The following is a 17,392-nucleotide window of genomic DNA, read 5'->3' on the forward strand; positions in this document are numbered from 1 at the left end:
CTGAAAACTTGATAAAAGTGGTGATGTTGTGGTAATTTCAAAGGGTACATCATTTCAGCAGTAATCAATATAGTGTGTTAGAAGGGACGTCAGAATTATGTCAAAACAACAAATCGGTGTGGTTGGACTAGCCGTTATGGGGAAAAACCTTGCCCTCAATATTGAAAGCCGCGGTTTCTCCGTATCCGTTTATAACAGATCTAGCAGCAAAACAGAAGAGTTTCTTCAAGAAGCAAAAGGAAAAAACGTTGTTGGCACATACAGCATCGAAGAATTTGTTCAGTCGCTTGAAACACCGCGTAAAATTCTTTTAATGGTAAAAGCTGGAGCAGCAACAGATGCAACCATTCAATCATTACTTCCTCACCTAGAGAAAGGTGACATTTTAATTGATGGTGGAAATACATATTACAAGGATACACAAAGACGTAATCAAGAGCTTGCAGAAAGTGGCATTCACTTTATTGGTACAGGTGTTTCCGGCGGTGAAGAAGGCGCGCTAAAAGGTCCTTCCATCATGCCAGGCGGTCAAAAAGAAGCGCATGAGCTAGTGAAACCAATTTTAGAAGCGATCTCTGCGAAAGTAGATGGCGAGCCTTGTACAACGTATATCGGCCCAGATGGAGCAGGACATTATGTCAAAATGGTTCATAACGGTATCGAGTACGGAGATATGCAATTGATCTCTGAATCATACTTTATCTTGAAGCATGTTGCTGGATTGTCAGCAGGGGAGCTTCATGAAGTATTCTCAGAGTGGAACAAAGGCGAGCTTGACAGCTATTTAATCGAAATTACAGCTGACATTTTCACAAAAGTGGATGAAGAAACAAACCAGCCGCTTGTGGATGTGATCTTAGATAAAGCTGGTCAAAAAGGAACTGGAAAATGGACAAGCAAAAGCTCACTTGATCTAGGTGTCCCGCTTCCAATCATTACTGAATCTGTTTTTGCGCGCTACATTTCAGCAATGAAAGATGAGCGTGTGGAAGCAAGTCAATTGATCCAAGGTCCTGAGCCTGCGCAATCAGCTGAGAATAAACAAGAGCTGATCGAAGCGGTTAGAAAAGCCCTATTCATGAGTAAAATCTGTTCTTACGCACAAGGCTTTGCGCAAATGAAAGCAGCGTCTGATGAATATAACTGGGATTTAAAATACGGTGAAATTGCGATGATCTTCCGCGGCGGATGTATCATTCGTGCAGCCTTCTTACAACAAATTAAAGAAGCATATGACCGTAATCCTGAACTGAAAAACTTATTGCTTGATCCATACTTTAAGGATATTGCTCAAAACTATCAATCATCACTTCGTAAAGTCATTTCACTTGCAGTGGAACAAGGAGTTCCTGTTCCATCATTCTCAAGTGCACTTGCTTACTTTGATAGCTATCGCACGGCTGTCCTTCCAGCGAATTTAATTCAAGCACAGCGTGACTATTTCGGTGCACATACGTATGAGCGCACAGATAAAGAAGGCGTATTCCATACTGAATGGATGAAATAAACAGAACGACTGATAAACCTTACCTTTGGTAAGGTTTTTTTGTTTGCATATTTTCGGCTAAAAATGAGAAAAAGAGGGATGCTATGTAAAAAAGACAAGAAAGTAGGGATAGAAGTGGGCATCTTATATGCACTTCTCCCAGCGATATTTTGGGGAAGTATAGTTCTCATCAGTGTCAAACTAGGCGGGAATGCGTATCAGCAAACCCTCGGCATTACGCTCGGCGCGTTTTTATTTTCGATTGTAGCTTTTTTCATTAAAATGCCAGAGCTGACCCCGCTTATATTTGCGGTTTCCGTCATTTCAGGCATCTTTTGGAGTATTGGACAAATGAATCAGCTTTCAAGCGTCGCTTTTCTCGGCGTGTCTAAAGCGGTTCCTTTATCAACGGGCATGCAGCTTGTGAGCACCACCCTATTTGGCGTCATGGTCTTCAAAGAATGGCAAACGATGACGGTCATTCTCATTGGTTCCTGCGCCATTTTACTAATCATTGCAGGTGTTGTCATGACATCGCTCGGTCAAAAAAAGAACGGCGGCGAGAATGGCAGAGGCAATTTTAAAAAAGGGATCATTATTCTACTCATTTCAACCGTTGGCTACGTCGGATATGTTGTCATTTTAAGATGGTTTGATATTGATGGCTGGTCTGCACTCGTCCCGCAATCTGTCGGCATGCTGCTTTCATCCTTAGCGATTAGTTTAAAGCAGGATCCATTTAGTAAATATACGTTTAGAAATATCATTGCCGGTCTTGTTTGGTCAACAGGAAATCTTGGGCTGCTTTTGGCCATTCCATTAATTGGCGTAGCCGTAAGCTTTTCAATGTCACAAACAGGGATTGTCATCTCAACACTAGGCGGCATTTACTTATTAAAAGAGAAAGCATCTAGAACAAGCTTTGTCATTGCAGGCTGCTTGATGATTATTGCAGGCGGTGTGCTGCTAGGCTTTACAAAATAGGAGGTAACACGAATGTATCCAGATTTAGAAGGAAAAACAGTTCTGATTACAGGCGCAGGTACAGGAATTGGCCAAGCGATGGCACGCCGATTTGGACAAGAAAAAGCCAATGTGGTGATCAATTACTTTTCTGATAAAGAAAATCCGGATGACACCATTGCAGATATTCAAAAACATGGCGGACAGGCTGTGAAAATCAAGGGAGATGTATCAAAGGAAGAGGATATGCAGGCAATGATTAATAAAGCTGTTGATACATTCGGCAGTCTTGATGTGATGATTAATAATGCAGGCATTGAAAATGAAGTGCCTTCCACCGAAATGACGCTGGATAATTGGAACAAAGTGATGTCTACCAATTTAACAGGTATGTTTCTAGGATGCCGTGATGCACTGAGGTATATGACGGATCATGGGATAGAAGGCTCGATCATTAATATGTCGTCGGTTCATCAGCAAATTCCTTGGCCTCATTTTGTGCATTATGCAGCTAGTAAAGGAGGCGCCAAGCTTTTGACAGAAACATTGGCGCTTGAATATGCCCCTAAAAAAATCCGTGTTAACAGTATTGCACCAGGCGCCATTGATACCCCGATTAATGCGGAGAAATTCGATGATCCAGCCTTGAAAAAAGGTGTGATTGAGCTGATTCCAATCGGCTATATTGGAAAGCCGGAAGAAGTGGCAGCATGTGCTGCCTGGCTGGCATCAAAAGAAGCAAGCTATGTTACGGGCCTAACGTTATATGTAGACGGCGGCATGACAAAGTATCCTGGGTTCCAGGCAGGAAAAGGATAATATAAAAAAAGAGCGTACAATACGCTCTTTTTTTATATTAAATACAGACAAATAAAATTAAATGTCTAGACATTTAAAAATAAAAATATATAATATTAATTGGAAGCGCTTTTATTACAACAATGGGGTGAGAGAAATGAAACGTATTTTATTAGCATGCAGTTCAGGAATGTCTACGAGTTTACTAGTGACAAAGATGAAAGCACATGCCGATTCAATTGGGGACGAAGCAGAAATTTGGGCAGTTGGGCAAGATCAAGCGAGAAAAGAAATGGCGAATGCAGATGTTGTGTTAATTGGACCGCAAATGAGCTTTTTAAAAGGAGATCTGCAAAAAGAAGCAAAAAAATACGGGATTGAGGTAGAAGTCATTGATATGCAGGCATACGGGCTTGCCGATGGACAAAAAGCGTATGAACAGGCACTTGCACTGATGGGGGAATCTTAAAGGATGGAAAAGAAAACACTCGAAGGGCTCACGGAGGAACAAGTCAGCTTTCAATTGATCTTACACAGCGGGAATGCACGCAGTAAATTGCTCGAGGCTCTGAAACAATATCGAGAAGGTCTAGAAGAAAAGGCTTTTGGTCTCATGAAAGAAGCGGAAGAAGATTTACGGCATGCACATGACATCCATTTTCAACTCGTGCAGAAGGAGGCAGGAGGAGAAACAACATCCTTTTCCTTACTGCTCATGCACGCCGAGGATCACTTAATGTCGACTATTACCATCAAGGAGCTTGTGGGAGAGCTCCTGCCGATATTCCAATCGCTTAAACAATAAAGGGTGTAAACAAGGGGGGAAACCAATGTTTGATAAAATAAGTGCCATTTTGGTTCCGATTGCTGGGAGATTGAACAACAACCGCTATTTAGGCGTATTACGGGATGCCTTTATGCTTGCGTTCCCGCTCACCATCTTTGGTTCCATTATGGTTGTGCTGATGAATTTGCCATTTTTAGATAAAATCATGAGTAAAACCGTACTGGAAGGCGTCCAGTCTGCACTGAATATCGCACCGAGTGCGACCATCAGCATTATGAGTGTGTTTGTTGTATTTGGGATCGGCTACTATTTATCGAAAAGCTATGATGTAGAAGCTGTCTTTGGCGGCGTGATTGCTTTAGCCTCTTTCTTGCTTCTAACTCCGTTTTTACTAGAACAAGAAGGCGGTGCAACGATTGCAGGCGTCATCCCAGTCGATCGTTTAGGTGCAAAGGGGATGTTCCTAGGAATGATCACAGGCTTTTTATCTGCTGAAATTTATCGTTATTTTGTCCAGAAGAAATTTGTGATCAATATGCCGCAAGGGGTTCCGCCAGCTGTTTCCAAGTCTTTTGCTGCACTGATCCCGGCTACTTTGACACTTACAACCTTTTTATTAATTAATATCATCATTACACAAGGCTTCAAAACAAATATGCATGATCTGATTTATCATGCAATTCAGGCGCCGCTTGTCGGTCTTGGAAGCGGTATCATTCCGACGTTGATCGCTGTTTTCTTTATACAAATTCTTTGGTTCTTTGGGCTCCACGGTCAAATTATTATCAACTCTGTCATGGATCCGATTTGGAATACATTATCCATTCAAAACCTAGAGAGCTATACAAAAACAGGTGAGGTTCCTAATATCATCAGCAAGCAGTTTATTGAAATCTATACGGTTGGAATGGGTGGAACCGGTATGACGCTTGCTGTTGTGTTTACCATTTTAATTTTCCTGAAAAGTAAGCAATTAAAACAAGTAGCCAAGCTCGGCTTAGGACCAGGATTATTTAACGTCAATGAACCGATTATCTTCGGTTTACCAATTGTCATGAATCCACTTATTCTGATTCCGTGGATTTTGGCGCCAATGGTCATTACATGTATTACTTATTTTGCGATGGCATCAGGCATTGTACCGCCGCCTACAGGCGTGAATATCCCGTGGACAGTACCGATCTTTATTAGCGGAATGATGGCGACAAATTCACTAGCTGGCGGTCTGCTTCAGTTGTTTAACCTGATGATTGTGTTTGTCATTTGGTTCCCGTTCCTGAAATTTATTGACCGGATGAATGTGAAAAATGAAAAAATAACGACAACAGAAAATACGAAGACAGCAAACATCAAAGGTGAAGGAGACTCAATACATGTCGATGGAAACTAACAAGCAATCATATACATTTCCAGAAGGTTTCTGGTGGGGATCTTCTGCTTCTGCGACGCAAACGGAAGGGAGCGTCCCTGGTGATGGAAAGGGACCGAACATTTGGGATCATTGGTTTGAACAAGAGCCTACTCGTTTTTTTGATGGCGTAGGGCCGAACGTGACATCTCAATTTTATCGAAAATATAAAGAGGATATCCGTCTCATGAAAGAAATTGGCCACAATTCATTTCGGCTGTCGATTTCATGGTCACGCCTTTTACCTGAAGGAACAGGTGCAGTCAATGAAGAAGCGGTGTCCTTTTATAATGATGTGATCAATGAACTGATTGCACATGATATCGAGCCATTTGTGAACCTATACCATTTCGATATGCCAATGGCGCTGCAGGAGAAAGGCGGCTGGGTGAACAGACAGGTGGTCGACGATTATGTCAGCTATGCGACATTATGCTTCCAATTATTTGGTGACCGGGTGAAAAAATGGTTTACCCATAACGAACCGATTGTTCCTGTAGAAGGCGGATATATGTATAGCTTTCATTATCCAAACGAAGTCGATTTCCAAAAGGCTGTGCAGGTCGGTTTTCATGAACTTTTATCAAATGCGAAGGCGATTGCGGCTTATAAAGAGATGCAGCAAGGGGGTAAGATTGGCATCATCTTAAACCTGACCCCTTCGTATCCGCGAAGCCAGAATCCGCGCGATGTAGAAGCAGCTGAGATGGCCGATGCTTTCTTTAACCGCTCCTTCTTAGATCCTGCGGTGAAAGGACATTTCCCGGAAAAACTAGTAGAAGTCTTAAAGAAAGAAGGCTTTATGCCAAGTATGGAAGAAGGGGACCTTGAGCTGATTCAAGAGAATACGATTGATCTTCTTGGCATCAACTATTATCAGCCAAGAAGAGTGAAAGCGAAAGAGCATATACCGCATCCTCAAGCACCATTTATGCCGAACCATTATTTTGATTCTTTTGAAATGCCGGGAAGAAAAATGAATGTGTATCGAGGCTGGGAAATCTATGAAAAGGGTATTTACGATATATTGAAAAAAGTCCAGACAGACTATGATAATATCGAATGCTTTATTTCTGAAAATGGTATGGGTGTCGAAGGAGAAGAGCGATTTAAGGATGAAGAAGGAATGATTCATGACGATTACCGTATTGATTTTATATCTGAGCACCTCAAATGGGTGCATCAAGCCATTCAAGAAGGAAGCAATGTGAAAGGTTATCATCTGTGGACATTTATGGACAACTGGTCCTGGTCGAATGCATATAAAAATCGTTATGGATTTGTCTCAGTTGATCTTCAAAAAGACGGGAAACGAACGATTAAGAAGAGTGGATACTGGTTTCAATCAGTTTCAAAGAATAACGGTTTTTAATCAAAATACTTGCTCTTTCCTTGAAAAGGGCAAGTATTTTTCTTATGTGACGGTAAGTGGATGAAACAAAAATGGCTGGCACCTTTTAAGCTCACATCCCTTAGTGTAGAATGAGAAGAAGGCTAAAAAAACGCCATATTCCTTCTAGAAATAAGGCGCTATGAAAAAACAAGTCAGTTGGTGGTGTGAGATGAAGAAGTACGAACTCATTTCAGAAGAAATCAGAAAACGAATAGGAACAGCTTATTATCCAGAAGATCAACCCATTCCAGATGAAAACTCGCTTGCCGCTGAATTTCAATGCAGCAGAATGACGATGAAGCGTGCGCTTGATCTTCTCGTTGCAGAAGGTCTGCTCTTTAGAAAAAGAGGCCACGGTACATTTATTGTAAAGGCAGCGCTCAATCAAGGGGCCATCAATGTATCAGGCCATGAAAATAAAGGGTTCACAAAAGTCATGGCGGATAAAAACGTCACGACTCAAATCATTCACTTTGATGTCCATTTTCCAAGCGAAGAGGTGGCAGCCCATCTATCTATTGACTCAACCACACCTGTTTATGATATCATCCGGCTCCGTCTTGTGGATGAAGAGCCTTATGTATTAGAAAAAACGTTTATGCCTGTAAATCTCATTAAGGGCATAGATGAAAAGGTTCTACTGGGTTCTATCTATGGCTACATTTCAAATCAGCTTCATTTAAAAATAGCAGGAGCGCACAAGAAAATTAGAGCGGCTAAATCAGATCAGCTGGATCAGCAGTATTTAGGGTGTGACCCAACAGATCCTGTGCTTGAAGTCGAGCAGGTTGCTTATTTAAACGCAGGGCAGCCATTTGAATATTCATTTAGCCATCATCGCTATGATAAATTTGACTTTTCAACGGTTGAAATCACGAAAACAGGACGTTAAAAAAAGAGCAGAACCCCCAAGGGAGACTGCTCTTTTTTCATTTGATTTTATATGTTCCACCAATGATATCCATCTTTTTCTAGAAGCTCATCAGCTTCTTTCGGTCCCATAGAACCAGCAGGATAGTTTGGTTTTAATGTTTTGTTTTCTGCCCATTTCTCAGAAATCGGATCAACGAAGTTCCAAGAAAGTGCCACTTCATCCCAGTGAGCAAAGTTTGTTGCATCGCCTAGTAAGCAGTCATGAATCAGTTTTTCATATGCTTCTGGTGTATTCATGATGTCGTTATAGTTTGTCTGGTAGTCGAGTTTAATCGGTTTCGCATACGTGCCGCCATCCAGCTTGCGAGCATTCAGGTGAAGGGTGATGCCTTCATCTGGCTGAATATGAATGACAAGTAGGTTTGGATGCATGGCATTTCCGTTACCATAGTACAGGTTCATTGGAATGTCTTTAAATTGAACCACGATTTGAGTAGATTTCTTTTCTAACCGTTTTCCTGTACGAATGTAAAATGGCACCCCGGCCCATCTAAAGTTATCAATCAGCAATTTCCCAGCAACAAATGTTTCTGTGTTTGAGTTCGGGTCAACATTTTGCTCTTTCAGATAAGAAGGAACCTCGCTGCCATCAATCGTACCAGTATCATACTGTCCGCGGACAAAGAATTGATCGACCTCATCTTTAGAGAAAGGACGAAGAGCGCGCAATACTTTCCGTTTTTCGCTGCGGATTTCCTCTGTATTCAGTTTAATTGGCGGCTCCATTGCTAAAAGGGCAACCATTTGAAGCATATGGTTTTGGACCATATCTCTTAGTGCACCAGAATTTTCGTAATATCGAGCCCGGTCTTCAACCCCCAATGATTCACTGGATGTTATTTGAATGTTTGAGATATAGCGGTTTGTCCAAAGCGGTTCAAAGATGGCATTCGCAAAACGGATAACCTCAATGTTTTGAACCATTTGTTTACCAAGATAGTGATCAATACGATAAATTTGATCTTCTGTGAATGCATCACGAATTTCTTCATTTAATGTTTTCGCACTTGGCAGATCATGCCCAAATGGCTTTTCAATGACAAGACGTGACCAGCCGGTTGTTTCTGATACGCCCTCACTCTTTAGGAACTTCGCGATCGTTCCGAAGAATTCCGGTGCCATAGCTAAATAGAACATGCGGTTATTTGGAATACTGTACGTATCTTCAAGGCCTGTTAGAAGCGTGTTAAGTGATTGATAGGAAGCAGGGCTTGATACGTCAAAATCGTGATAATAGAAATGTGAAATGAACTCTTCTGTTCTCGCTTCTGCATCATCAGAAGAAACAGATTCCTTTACCACAGATCTGAGGTCCTCATGAGACCACGGACGGCGTCCAACTCCGACAACAGCGAATTGATCACCGAGCTTTCCGCTATGATAAAGTCTATGTATAGAAGGGTAGAGCTTGCGTTTGGCAAGGTCTCCTGTTGCGCCAAAAATGACAATGACTGCTTTAGGGTTGTTAGTTTCTGTATTCACGAGAAGTACCTCACTTTATTCGTAGCATTGTTGTAAAAACCGAGAATGTATGTACATTTTCTTTATTTTAAAGGTTCATTGTTCGTAAAGCAAACATTTGATTCGACTTTTTCTGCTCTCGTTTCACTTTTTTCAAAAATTCCGCTGAATTCACATTTACCTTGTCTTCATGTATTCTATATGAATGAAGATATTGTATACCGGCTTTAGGAGGAAAAGTAATGGAACTGCTCTTTTTAGGAACAGGTGCAGGCATTCCTGCAAAAACAAGAAACGTCACTTGCACAGCGCTAAAGCTTTTAGAAGAACGAAATGCAGTGTGGCTTTTTGATTGCGGAGAAGCAACACAGCACCAAATCTTACATACAACGATTAAACCGAGAAAGATCGAGAAAATATTTATCACACATATGCACGGAGATCATGTATATGGCCTTCCGGGACTTCTTGGCAGCAGATCCTTTCAAGGCGGGGAGGATGAATTGACGATCTATGGACCAAAAGGCATCAAGGCCTTTGTAAACGCAGCACTTTCAGCCTCGCAATCGCATTTGACATATCCGCTGCATATCATAGAAATAGAAGAAGGGATCGTATTTGAAGATGATACCTTTCAAGTAGAAGCAAGAAGAGTCTCTCACGGGATTCCGGCTTTCGGCTACCGGGTTGTGGAAAAAGATCTACCTGGTTCATTAAAAGCCGAAGACCTAAAAGAAATCGGTGTAAAACCTGGACCTTTGTATCAGAAGTTGAAAAATGGGGAAACCGTGACACTCGAAGATGGAAGAACCATCGATGGAACCGATTATTTGGAACCCCCTAAAAAAGGGAGAATCGTTGCATTTTCAGGAGATACCCGTTTGTGCGAGAATATAACAAGGCTTGCCAAAAATGCGGATTTGTTAGTCCATGAAGCAACATTCGGTAAAGAAGATGCAGATTTAGCCTACAATTATTATCACAGCACAACAGAACAAGCAGCGAAAACAGCACAGTTAGCAGGCGTAAAAAGGCTTATTTTGACCCATATAAGTGCACGTTACCAAGGAGAAGAAGCACTGAAACAACTGTTGAAAGAAGCCCGCGATATATTTCCGCTGACAGAAGCTGCACATGATTTCTCTTCTTTCCCCATTGAACGCACCCTGTAAAAATTGGATGAATCGTCAAAAAAAGTTGTGTGATTTTTTTGATATTTATGATGACGCTCTTTTTCAGGTAGTGGTAAAATGGTGAAGAAAAAACAAATGACGAATCAAACTATGAAGAATACGGGAGGCACAATCAAAGATGAGCGGTTTTACAGCATTAAGTGAAGCAGAATTGAATGACCTATATGTGGCACTACAAAATGAGTATGAAACTTACAAAAGTAAAAACTTGCACTTAGACATGTCTAGAGGGAAGCCTTCACCAAAACAGCTCGATTTGTCTATGGGCATGCTCGATGTTGTGACATCAAAGGATGCAATGACAGCTGAAGATGGCACAGATGTGCGAAACTATGGCGGCTTGACAGGCCTTCCTGAAACGAAGAAATTTTTTGCAGATGTACTTAATTTAAAGCCTGAACAAATCATCATCGGCGGTAACTCAAGCCTGAATATGATGCATGATACCATTGCACGTGCGATGACTCACGGCGTATGTGACAGCAAAACACCTTGGGGAGAGCTGTCAAAGGTAAAATTCCTTGCACCAAGCCCAGGGTATGACCGTCATTTTGCCATTTGTGAGCTATTTAACATAGAGATGATCACGGTCGATATGAAGGCTGATGGACCTGATATGGATCAGGTAGAAAAATTGGTCGCAGAAGATGAAGCGATTAAAGGCATTTGGTGTGTACCGAAATATAGCAATCCAGACGGCATTACGTACTCAGATGAAGTCGTTGACCGCTTAGCTTCAATGAAAACAAAAGCAGACGATTTCCGCATTTTTTGGGATGATGCATATGCAGTCCACCATCTAACGGATACACCTGACACGTTAAAAGATATTTTTCAAGCAGTTGAAGAGGCAGGATACCCGAACCGTGTGTTTATGTTTGCGTCTACGTCTAAAATTACATTCCCTGGCTCAGGTGTTGCGCTGATGGCGTCTAGCCCGGACAATGTGAGCTTTACTCAAAAGCAATTATCGATTCAAACGATCGGACCGGACAAAATCAATCAACTAAGACACCTTCGTTTCTTCCAAAATCCAGAAGGTTTGAAGGAACATATGAAAAAGCATGCAGCGATCATTAAGCCAAAATTTGACCTCGTTCTTTCCATTCTTGACGAAAAACTTGGCGGAAAAGATATTGCTGAATGGCACAAGCCAAATGGCGGATATTTCATTAGTTTAAATACACTTGATCATTGTGCAAAAGCGGTTGTGCAAAAAGCTAAAGAAGCAGGTGTCACAATGACAGGTGCTGGTGCAACATATCCATATGGAAAAGATCCGCTTGATCGTAACATTCGCATTGCACCAACATTCCCGGCTCTTGAAGAACTAGAGCAAGCGATTGACATCTTTACAGTATGTGTTCAGCTTGTCAGCATTGAAAAGCTGCTTTCTAAAAAAAGTCAATCTGCTCCAACGGCATAAATAAAAGAAACTCCTTGACTCATAACGGGTCAAGGAGTTTTTCGGTTTAATTAGCAGTTTGATAATAGGAGACAGGTTGTTTGGCTGCGCACCATACATCATAGATGGCAAGCTGTACAATATGCGGTTCATCATGATGAATATAGTGCGAGCTGTTCTGCGCTTGAATCCATCCGCTTTGGGATGACAAAGACAGCATGCGTTTATGAAGTCTGAGCCAAGCTTCATGCGCTGGATGAAACAATCGGCTCTTACCTGATGAAATGACAAGAAGCGGCATCATCCCATAATGGGCTTGCTCCTCTTTGATTGTGTTTAACATTTGCTGAAAGTCCTCATGCGTACATTCTGCTGTAAATTGCGCCATATATGAAGTGCGTTCTTCCTTTGATAAAAGCGGCAGGATCACCTGCTCTTGTTCCTCACTTGCTGGGTCTAGCAGCACCATGCCGATGACATCATCTCCTCTTCGGCTTGCCCATAGCCGGCTGACAAGAGAGCCGAATGAGTGAGCGACGATGAGAAATGGCGGCTGAATATTGGCTTCTTTCAGCAGCGCATCTAAATCATCAGCGAGGTCATGCAAGGTTCTTCCTTCACCGCTCTCACTGCTCTTTCCGTTTCCTAAACGGTCGTATAAGAAAACCCCAAGCTCTGGGTCAATATCACGGGCCATATTTGACCACGTATCACTAGAAATGCCGTAGCCGGCTTCAAAGATAATCGTGGCTTGCCTTTTGCCTTGACGATGTTTTGTATAAAAATGGTGTTCATCTATATGATACATTTTTTCAATCATTGCCGAATTCATTCTTCCATCTCCTCTAAGTGGTTCTTTAGCTAAAAGACGGCACAAAAGGCAGATATGTTTCTCTTAAAAACAAAAAAGATGCCTATTTCGAAAAATAGACACCTTTTTTCCTAAGAGCTTTTACCAAGCGCGATCATATTGATGCGGGCTTTCAATGGATGTACGGAGCTCTTGAGCAGCTGTTTTTGGAAAGTATGGATCGCGTAAAAATTCTCTGCCAATAAAGATCAAATCTGCACGCTGATTTCGTAAAATCTCCTCTGCCTGTACACCAGATGTGATCAGACCGACAGCTGCTGTTTGAATGCCGGCACCTTCTTTTATTTTCTCAGCGAATGTTACTTGGTAGCCGGGGAATGTGTTGATTTTCGCCTGTACGACAGCACCTGAGCTGACATCGATTAAGTCGACACCTTGCTCTTTGAGCCAAGTGGCAATCCCAATATAATCTGCAATATCAAGTCCTTTTGTTGTGTAATCAGAAGCCGACACACGGACAAATAAAGGTCCGTCCCATACGGCGTTGACCGCGTCTACGACTTCTCTTAAGAAACGATAACGGTTTTCTGGTGAACCGCCATAGTCGTCTGTTCGGTGGTTCGCCAGCGGTGAAAGAAATTCATTGATCAAATAGCCATGTGCACCATGAATTTCAATGATGTCAAATCCCGCTTTTTTTGCCCGTACAGCTGCATCCTGAAACGCCTGAACGGTATCTTTGATTTGATCAACAGACATCTCGACAGGGGTTTTAGATGTTTCATCAAATGGAATGCTTGATGGTGCAAGGATGTCCCCATCAAGTTCAGCTTTACGTCCTGCATGGGCTAGCTGGATGGCTGTCTTCGTTCCGTATGCTTTGATTTGTTCGTTTAATGAAGCGAAACCTTCAATGTGCTCATCGCTCCAAATACCGAGGTCGTGATCACTAATTCTTCCCTCAGGAGATACAGCACTTGCTTCCACCATGATGAGGCCAGCCTGACCTTGTGCACGGGAAATATAATGTGTGAAGTGGAAAGGCTGTAATTTCCCATCACGGTCATAAGATGAATACATACACATCGGGGACATCACGATGCGGTTTTTCAGTGTAACACCTTTTAATGTCCAAGGTGAAAAGAGTTTTGTTTCCAAAATACTTTCGCCTCCTCATGGAATTGTATAGCCGATTATAACAGCCATTCAAACTTTCGTCATAAAAGGTGCTCAAAGAATATAGCTTTTATACACGTTTTTGTATAATGGAGAGATAGAGACATCAAAGGGGGAGAACGGATGAAATGGCAAACAGAGAGTGAACTAAAGGAGCTCCTGACAGCTCTTATGCAATATGAAAGCATATCAGGTACAACAGGAGAAGTCGCGTTAGCGGAATACTTATATTATTTGCTAAGGGAACGGCCTTATTTTGAGCGGAACCCTGATCATTTGGCTTTGCATCCGATGAAAGATGGCCGGTATTATTTAACGGCACTTGTGAAGCGCAGTACGATGCGTCGTACCGTGCTGCTTCTTAGTCACTTTGATGTAGTTGATACAGAAGATTACGGCGAATTTCAAAACATGGCATGCAAGCCTGAAGAGTTAGTGGCATCTTTTTCGCAAAAAAGTGCGCTTCTTCCAAAGAGGGCAAGAGAGGACCTTGCTTCAGGCGACTGGCTGTTTGGGAGAGGGGCCATGGATATGAAAGCAGGGCTCACCGTGCAGCTTTCTATGCTGGAAAGAGCGATGACAGAAACATTTGATGGAAATGTCCTGCTTGTCACAGTTCCTGATGAAGAAGTGAATTCACAAGGAATGCTTGAGGCTGTCCCGAAACTAAAGGAGCTTAAAGAAAAGCATGACCTTGACTATACCGCGTGTTTAAACAGTGAGCCCATGTTTGAAAAGTATCCAGGGGATGAACATCATTATATGTATACAGGCAGTATAGGAAAGGTATTAGCCGGATTTTTCTGTAAAGGGATTGAAACGCATGTAGGAGAGCCATTCTCAGGCTTAAATGCGAATTTTATGGTATCTGAACTAAACCGGCTGTTAGAGCTCAATAGTGATTATTGTGAGGAAGTAGATGGTGAAGTAACGCCGCCCCCAACGAACTTAATGCAAAAGGACTTGAAAGAAGCCTATTCCGTTCAAACACCTCACACAGCCGTATCTTTATTTAATGTGCTCATGATGAAACGTTCAAGTGAAGAACTGCACGGCCTTCTCTATGATACTGCGAAGCAAGCAGCAGACCAAATCGAGGCCAATCTTCAGCAGAAAACAGCTGACTTTCAGCGCTTCAAACACTTTACACCCATCGACGCGAGGGTTACGGTTCTCACGTATCACGAGCTGTATCAAAAGGCCGCAGAACGCTCTGGCGAACAGGAGGTTGAGCGCATTGTCAACTATGCCTTTGCCAACCGGGGTGAGCTTGGAGATCGTGATTTTTCAACGAAAATTGTCTCGGAGCTGACGACGCTTTGTAAGGAAGAAGGACCGCTGATTGTTCTATTTTATAGTCCGCCATTTTACCCTTCTGTGTCCTCAACAGAAGATCCGCATATTCAGAAGACATTCAAGAAGATTCAAGAAGAGGCAAAAGAGGTGTACGGACTTGAAGTGGAGGAAGTGAAATATTTCCCGGGATTGTCTGATTTAAGTTACTTACAGCTCGAAAAGCAGGAGGTAGGTCATTACACGACCAATATGCCGCTTTACCAAAAAGGCTATTCTTTACCGCAAGGAGAAAAGGAAGCCCTTTACGTTCCAGTCATCAACGTGGGTCCATTAGGAAAGGACCCGCACAAATGGACAGAGCGGCTGCACGTCCCGTTCTCTTTTGGCATTTTGCCAGAATTACTAGAATCAACGATTCATGCTTTATTAGAGAAAAAGTAAGTAGATGTGATGAAGAGCCCTATCTTGGTGATAGGGCTTCTATTTTTAAATAAACGATCTTTCCACTTAGATAAATAGAGTATGATATTGATGAAGACTTACATTTATTTGAAGGGGGTAAGAACATTAAATGGAAACTGGGATATTAACAAAAACAGACATCATCACATCGCTTCAGGAAAGTATGCGTGAACTTGAGAAGCTAGTGGGGGCTTGTGATGATAACACACTGGATCAATCTTTAGGGGAGGGGAAATGGTCAATCAAGCAGCTCGCCGGGCATTTGTATGACACAGAAGAAGTCTGGTCAGAGCGGATAGAGCAGGCGATATCAGATGATCACACGCCCTTTCAATCGTATGATCCTGAAATATATGTGAGAGAAAGAGCGTATGAATGGTATAACGCAGAGGAGATCAAAGCATTGATCAAACGGATGAAAGAGAGACGAAACAACACGCTTCGGCTATTAGAAAAAGGCATATGGGAACGATCAGGCCTGCATCCGGAAGAAGGACTAATGACCGTTCAAATATTAGCTGAAACCATCGCTTTACATGAACAACATCATCTGGATCAAATCAAAGCCATCATGTCAATGAGGCAGTGAAAAAGCACCTGTCATCAAAACAGGTGCTTTTCAAATTCATTTATACGTGCTTGCTGAAAACATTTCGTTTAATTCTGCTGCGCGTTTAGTTGCTGTTTTGACACAATCGACAACAGCTTCTTCAAATTGATAGGCAGCCAGTGTGTTCAGGCCGGCTTCTGTTGTTCCGCCTTCACTTGTGATTTCTTTGCGCAGTTCGGCAGGTTCTTTTCCGCTGTCTTGAAGCATATTGGCGGCGCCTGCAATCATTTGGCAAATGAGTAATTTCGCAGTTGCTTGGTCCATTCCAAGTTCCGAAGCACCTCGCTCCATTCCTTCAATCAAATGATAAATGAAGGCAGGGCCGCTGCCTGCGATGGCTGTCACCGCATTTAGCTGCGATTCATCTAATACGGTGACATGCCCGATCGTTTCAAACAGCTCGACGGCCTTTTTCTTTTGCTTTTCAGTAACTTCACGACTTACGGCAATACCTGTTGCTGACTGCTGAATCGCCGCTGATGTATTTGGCATCGCACGAACGACTGCACTCTTTCTGCCAGCATAGTGTTGAATTGTTTCGATGGAAATACCCGCTAAAATAGAAATGATCAGCTGGCCATGTAAATGAGGCTGGACTTCAGAAATTCCGCTTTCTGCATCCTTCGGTTTTAGGGCAAAAACGAGAATATCCGCTTCTTCATAAATAAAGGAGCGAGCGAAATCCGTTTTGACCCCATATCGCGCCTGTAATTCCTCTAATCGTTTTTCATTCGTTTTGTTTGTGACAATGATATCTTCATTCGACATCATGCCGCTTTTTAATAAACCTTTGATCATAGACTCTGCCATCGAGCCTGCACCGATAAATCCAATTTTACTCATAAGCTGCTCCTCCTTGTAGAAAATAAAAAAACCTCTCGCCTGAAAAGGACGAAAGGTTTTTCGCGGTACCACCCTCAATTAGCATGCAAACATGCATACTCAGCTCTAGTCCCTTAACGCGGGAAACGTTTAGGTTTGCCTAACAGCTCAAAGGGCAGGTTCAGCAAATAAGAGGATGGTGAAGTCTTACAGCCGGCGGACCTCACTCTCTTGCATCATTATTTTGCTTACTAATCCTTGTCATCGCGCATCATATATTTGTTGTTCATTATGCAACGATGGACAAGTTTATGTCAATAGGGGCAGTTAAAAAAATTGCCCATCTAAACCGCATGACAGTCTGCCTTTTGCAAGATACAATGAAGTA

The 17,392-nt window shown here is 42.3% G+C and carries 16 protein-coding genes and 1 other annotated feature; of the genes, 12 read left to right on the top strand and 4 right to left on the bottom strand.

Features of this window, described 5'->3' with window-relative positions:
* Positions 1 to 97: 97 nt before the first annotated feature.
* The 8 genes from gndA to QSJ46_RS07515 all read left to right on the top strand — a co-directional run bounded on the left by gndA (position 98) and on the right by QSJ46_RS07515 (position 7,727).
* A complete protein-coding gene (gndA, locus tag QSJ46_RS07480) occupies positions 98 to 1,507 on the top strand; it encodes an NADP-dependent phosphogluconate dehydrogenase (protein WP_039179776.1) in 1,410 nt (469 codons plus the stop codon).
* Positions 1,508 to 1,621: 114 nt separating this feature from the next.
* Complete coding sequence (locus tag QSJ46_RS07485) at positions 1,622 to 2,470, top strand: GRP family sugar transporter (RefSeq protein WP_039183192.1); 849 nt, start codon at positions 1,622 to 1,624, stop codon at positions 2,468 to 2,470.
* 12 nt (positions 2,471 to 2,482) lie between these two features.
* Positions 2,483 to 3,268 (top strand): glucose 1-dehydrogenase, encoded by a 786-nt coding sequence (locus QSJ46_RS07490; protein WP_107163388.1) that lies wholly within the window; start codon positions 2,483 to 2,485, stop codon positions 3,266 to 3,268.
* Between the two features lie 136 nt (positions 3,269 to 3,404).
* Entirely contained in the window at positions 3,405 to 3,716 is a 312-nt protein-coding gene (locus QSJ46_RS07495; protein WP_039179770.1) for a PTS sugar transporter subunit IIB, read from the top strand.
* A gap of 3 nt (positions 3,717 to 3,719) precedes the next feature.
* Positions 3,720 to 4,052 (top strand): PTS sugar transporter subunit IIA, encoded by a 333-nt coding sequence (locus QSJ46_RS07500; protein ID WP_039179767.1) that lies wholly within the window; start codon positions 3,720 to 3,722, stop codon positions 4,050 to 4,052.
* A 25-nt stretch (positions 4,053 to 4,077) separates the two neighbouring features.
* Complete coding sequence (gene celB, locus QSJ46_RS07505; RefSeq protein WP_041086060.1) at positions 4,078 to 5,424, top strand: PTS cellobiose transporter subunit IIC; 1,347 nt, start codon at positions 4,078 to 4,080, stop codon at positions 5,422 to 5,424.
* Positions 5,408 to 6,814, top strand: a complete 1,407-nt coding sequence (locus tag QSJ46_RS07510) for a glycoside hydrolase family 1 protein (protein WP_047202255.1) — start codon at positions 5,408 to 5,410, stop codon at positions 6,812 to 6,814. Before celB ends, QSJ46_RS07510 begins: the two co-directional genes overlap by 17 nt.
* A gap of 190 nt (positions 6,815 to 7,004) precedes the next feature.
* Positions 7,005 to 7,727 carry a GntR family transcriptional regulator gene (locus QSJ46_RS07515; RefSeq protein ID WP_047202254.1) on the top strand — a complete coding sequence of 241 codons (723 nt, stop codon included), beginning with the start codon at positions 7,005 to 7,007 and terminating at the stop codon, positions 7,725 to 7,727.
* 47 nt (positions 7,728 to 7,774) lie between these two features.
* Here the strand turns inward: QSJ46_RS07515 and zwf are convergent, their stop codons facing one another.
* A complete protein-coding gene (gene zwf / locus QSJ46_RS07520) occupies positions 7,775 to 9,250 on the bottom strand; it encodes a glucose-6-phosphate dehydrogenase (RefSeq protein ID WP_212039998.1) in 1,476 nt (491 codons plus the stop codon).
* Between the two features lie 221 nt (positions 9,251 to 9,471).
* Here zwf and rnz point away from each other — a divergent pair, with 221 nt between their 5' ends.
* Positions 9,472 to 10,401 (top strand): ribonuclease Z, encoded by a 930-nt coding sequence (gene rnz / locus QSJ46_RS07525; protein ID WP_285604524.1) that lies wholly within the window; start codon positions 9,472 to 9,474, stop codon positions 10,399 to 10,401.
* 139 nt (positions 10,402 to 10,540) lie between these two features.
* The gene (locus QSJ46_RS07530) at positions 10,541 to 11,848 is read left to right on the top strand and encodes an aspartate aminotransferase type Ic (protein ID WP_047202251.1); all 1,308 of its coding nucleotides are present in this window, start codon (positions 10,541 to 10,543) and stop codon (positions 11,846 to 11,848) included.
* Positions 11,849 to 11,894: 46 nt separating this feature from the next.
* Here the strand turns inward: QSJ46_RS07530 and QSJ46_RS07535 are convergent, their stop codons facing one another.
* Positions 11,895 to 12,659: an alpha/beta fold hydrolase gene (locus tag QSJ46_RS07535; protein WP_285604525.1), complete on the bottom strand. Its 765-nt coding sequence runs from the start codon at positions 12,657 to 12,659 to the stop codon at positions 11,895 to 11,897.
* A 120-nt stretch (positions 12,660 to 12,779) separates the two neighbouring features.
* Positions 12,780 to 13,796 carry an NADPH dehydrogenase NamA gene (gene namA / locus QSJ46_RS07540; RefSeq protein WP_047202250.1) on the bottom strand — a complete coding sequence of 339 codons (1,017 nt, stop codon included), beginning with the start codon at positions 13,794 to 13,796 and terminating at the stop codon, positions 12,780 to 12,782.
* A 141-nt stretch (positions 13,797 to 13,937) separates the two neighbouring features.
* Here namA and QSJ46_RS07545 point away from each other — a divergent pair, with 141 nt between their 5' ends.
* Complete coding sequence (locus QSJ46_RS07545) at positions 13,938 to 15,551, top strand: M20/M25/M40 family metallo-hydrolase (RefSeq protein ID WP_285604526.1); 1,614 nt, start codon at positions 13,938 to 13,940, stop codon at positions 15,549 to 15,551.
* Between the two features lie 130 nt (positions 15,552 to 15,681).
* Positions 15,682 to 16,161 carry a DinB family protein gene (locus QSJ46_RS07550; protein WP_285604527.1) on the top strand — a complete coding sequence of 160 codons (480 nt, stop codon included), beginning with the start codon at positions 15,682 to 15,684 and terminating at the stop codon, positions 16,159 to 16,161.
* Between the two features lie 36 nt (positions 16,162 to 16,197).
* Here the strand turns inward: QSJ46_RS07550 and proC are convergent, their stop codons facing one another.
* The gene (gene proC, locus QSJ46_RS07555; RefSeq protein WP_047202247.1) at positions 16,198 to 17,025 is read right to left on the bottom strand and encodes a pyrroline-5-carboxylate reductase; all 828 of its coding nucleotides are present in this window, start codon (positions 17,023 to 17,025) and stop codon (positions 16,198 to 16,200) included.
* A 41-nt stretch (positions 17,026 to 17,066) separates the two neighbouring features.
* Positions 17,067 to 17,278 (bottom strand) — a binding site (T-box leader).
* Positions 17,279 to 17,392 lie beyond the last annotated feature (114 nt).

It is taken from the genome of Bacillus sp. YKCMOAS1, assembly GCF_030268125.1.
GTDB lineage: Bacteria > Bacillota > Bacilli > Bacillales > Bacillaceae > Bacillus > Bacillus safensis.

Excerpts from the sequence above, each read along its gene's own strand:
- gndA (WP_039179776.1), top strand. The coding sequence starts at position 98 with ATGTCAAAACAACAAATCGGTGTGGTTGGACTAGCCGTTATGGGGAAA.
- QSJ46_RS07490 (WP_107163388.1), top strand. The coding sequence starts at position 2,483 with ATGTATCCAGATTTAGAAGGAAAAACAGTTCTGATTACAGGCGCAGGT.
- QSJ46_RS07495 (WP_039179770.1), top strand. The coding sequence starts at position 3,405 with ATGAAACGTATTTTATTAGCATGCAGTTCAGGAATGTCTACGAGTTTA.
- QSJ46_RS07500 (WP_039179767.1), top strand. The coding sequence starts at position 3,720 with ATGGAAAAGAAAACACTCGAAGGGCTCACGGAGGAACAAGTCAGCTTT.
- celB (WP_041086060.1), top strand. The coding sequence starts at position 4,078 with ATGTTTGATAAAATAAGTGCCATTTTGGTTCCGATTGCTGGGAGATTG.
- QSJ46_RS07510 (WP_047202255.1), top strand. The coding sequence starts at position 5,408 with ATGTCGATGGAAACTAACAAGCAATCATATACATTTCCAGAAGGTTTC.
- QSJ46_RS07515 (WP_047202254.1), top strand. The coding sequence starts at position 7,005 with ATGAAGAAGTACGAACTCATTTCAGAAGAAATCAGAAAACGAATAGGA.
- rnz (WP_285604524.1), top strand. The coding sequence starts at position 9,472 with ATGGAACTGCTCTTTTTAGGAACAGGTGCAGGCATTCCTGCAAAAACA.
- QSJ46_RS07530 (WP_047202251.1), top strand. The coding sequence starts at position 10,541 with ATGAGCGGTTTTACAGCATTAAGTGAAGCAGAATTGAATGACCTATAT.
- QSJ46_RS07535 (WP_285604525.1), bottom strand. The coding sequence starts at position 12,659 with ATGAATTCGGCAATGATTGAAAAAATGTATCATATAGATGAACACCAT.
- QSJ46_RS07545 (WP_285604526.1), top strand. The coding sequence starts at position 13,938 with ATGAAATGGCAAACAGAGAGTGAACTAAAGGAGCTCCTGACAGCTCTT.
- QSJ46_RS07550 (WP_285604527.1), top strand. The coding sequence starts at position 15,682 with ATGGAAACTGGGATATTAACAAAAACAGACATCATCACATCGCTTCAG.
- proC (WP_047202247.1), bottom strand. The coding sequence starts at position 17,025 with ATGAGTAAAATTGGATTTATCGGTGCAGGCTCGATGGCAGAGTCTATG.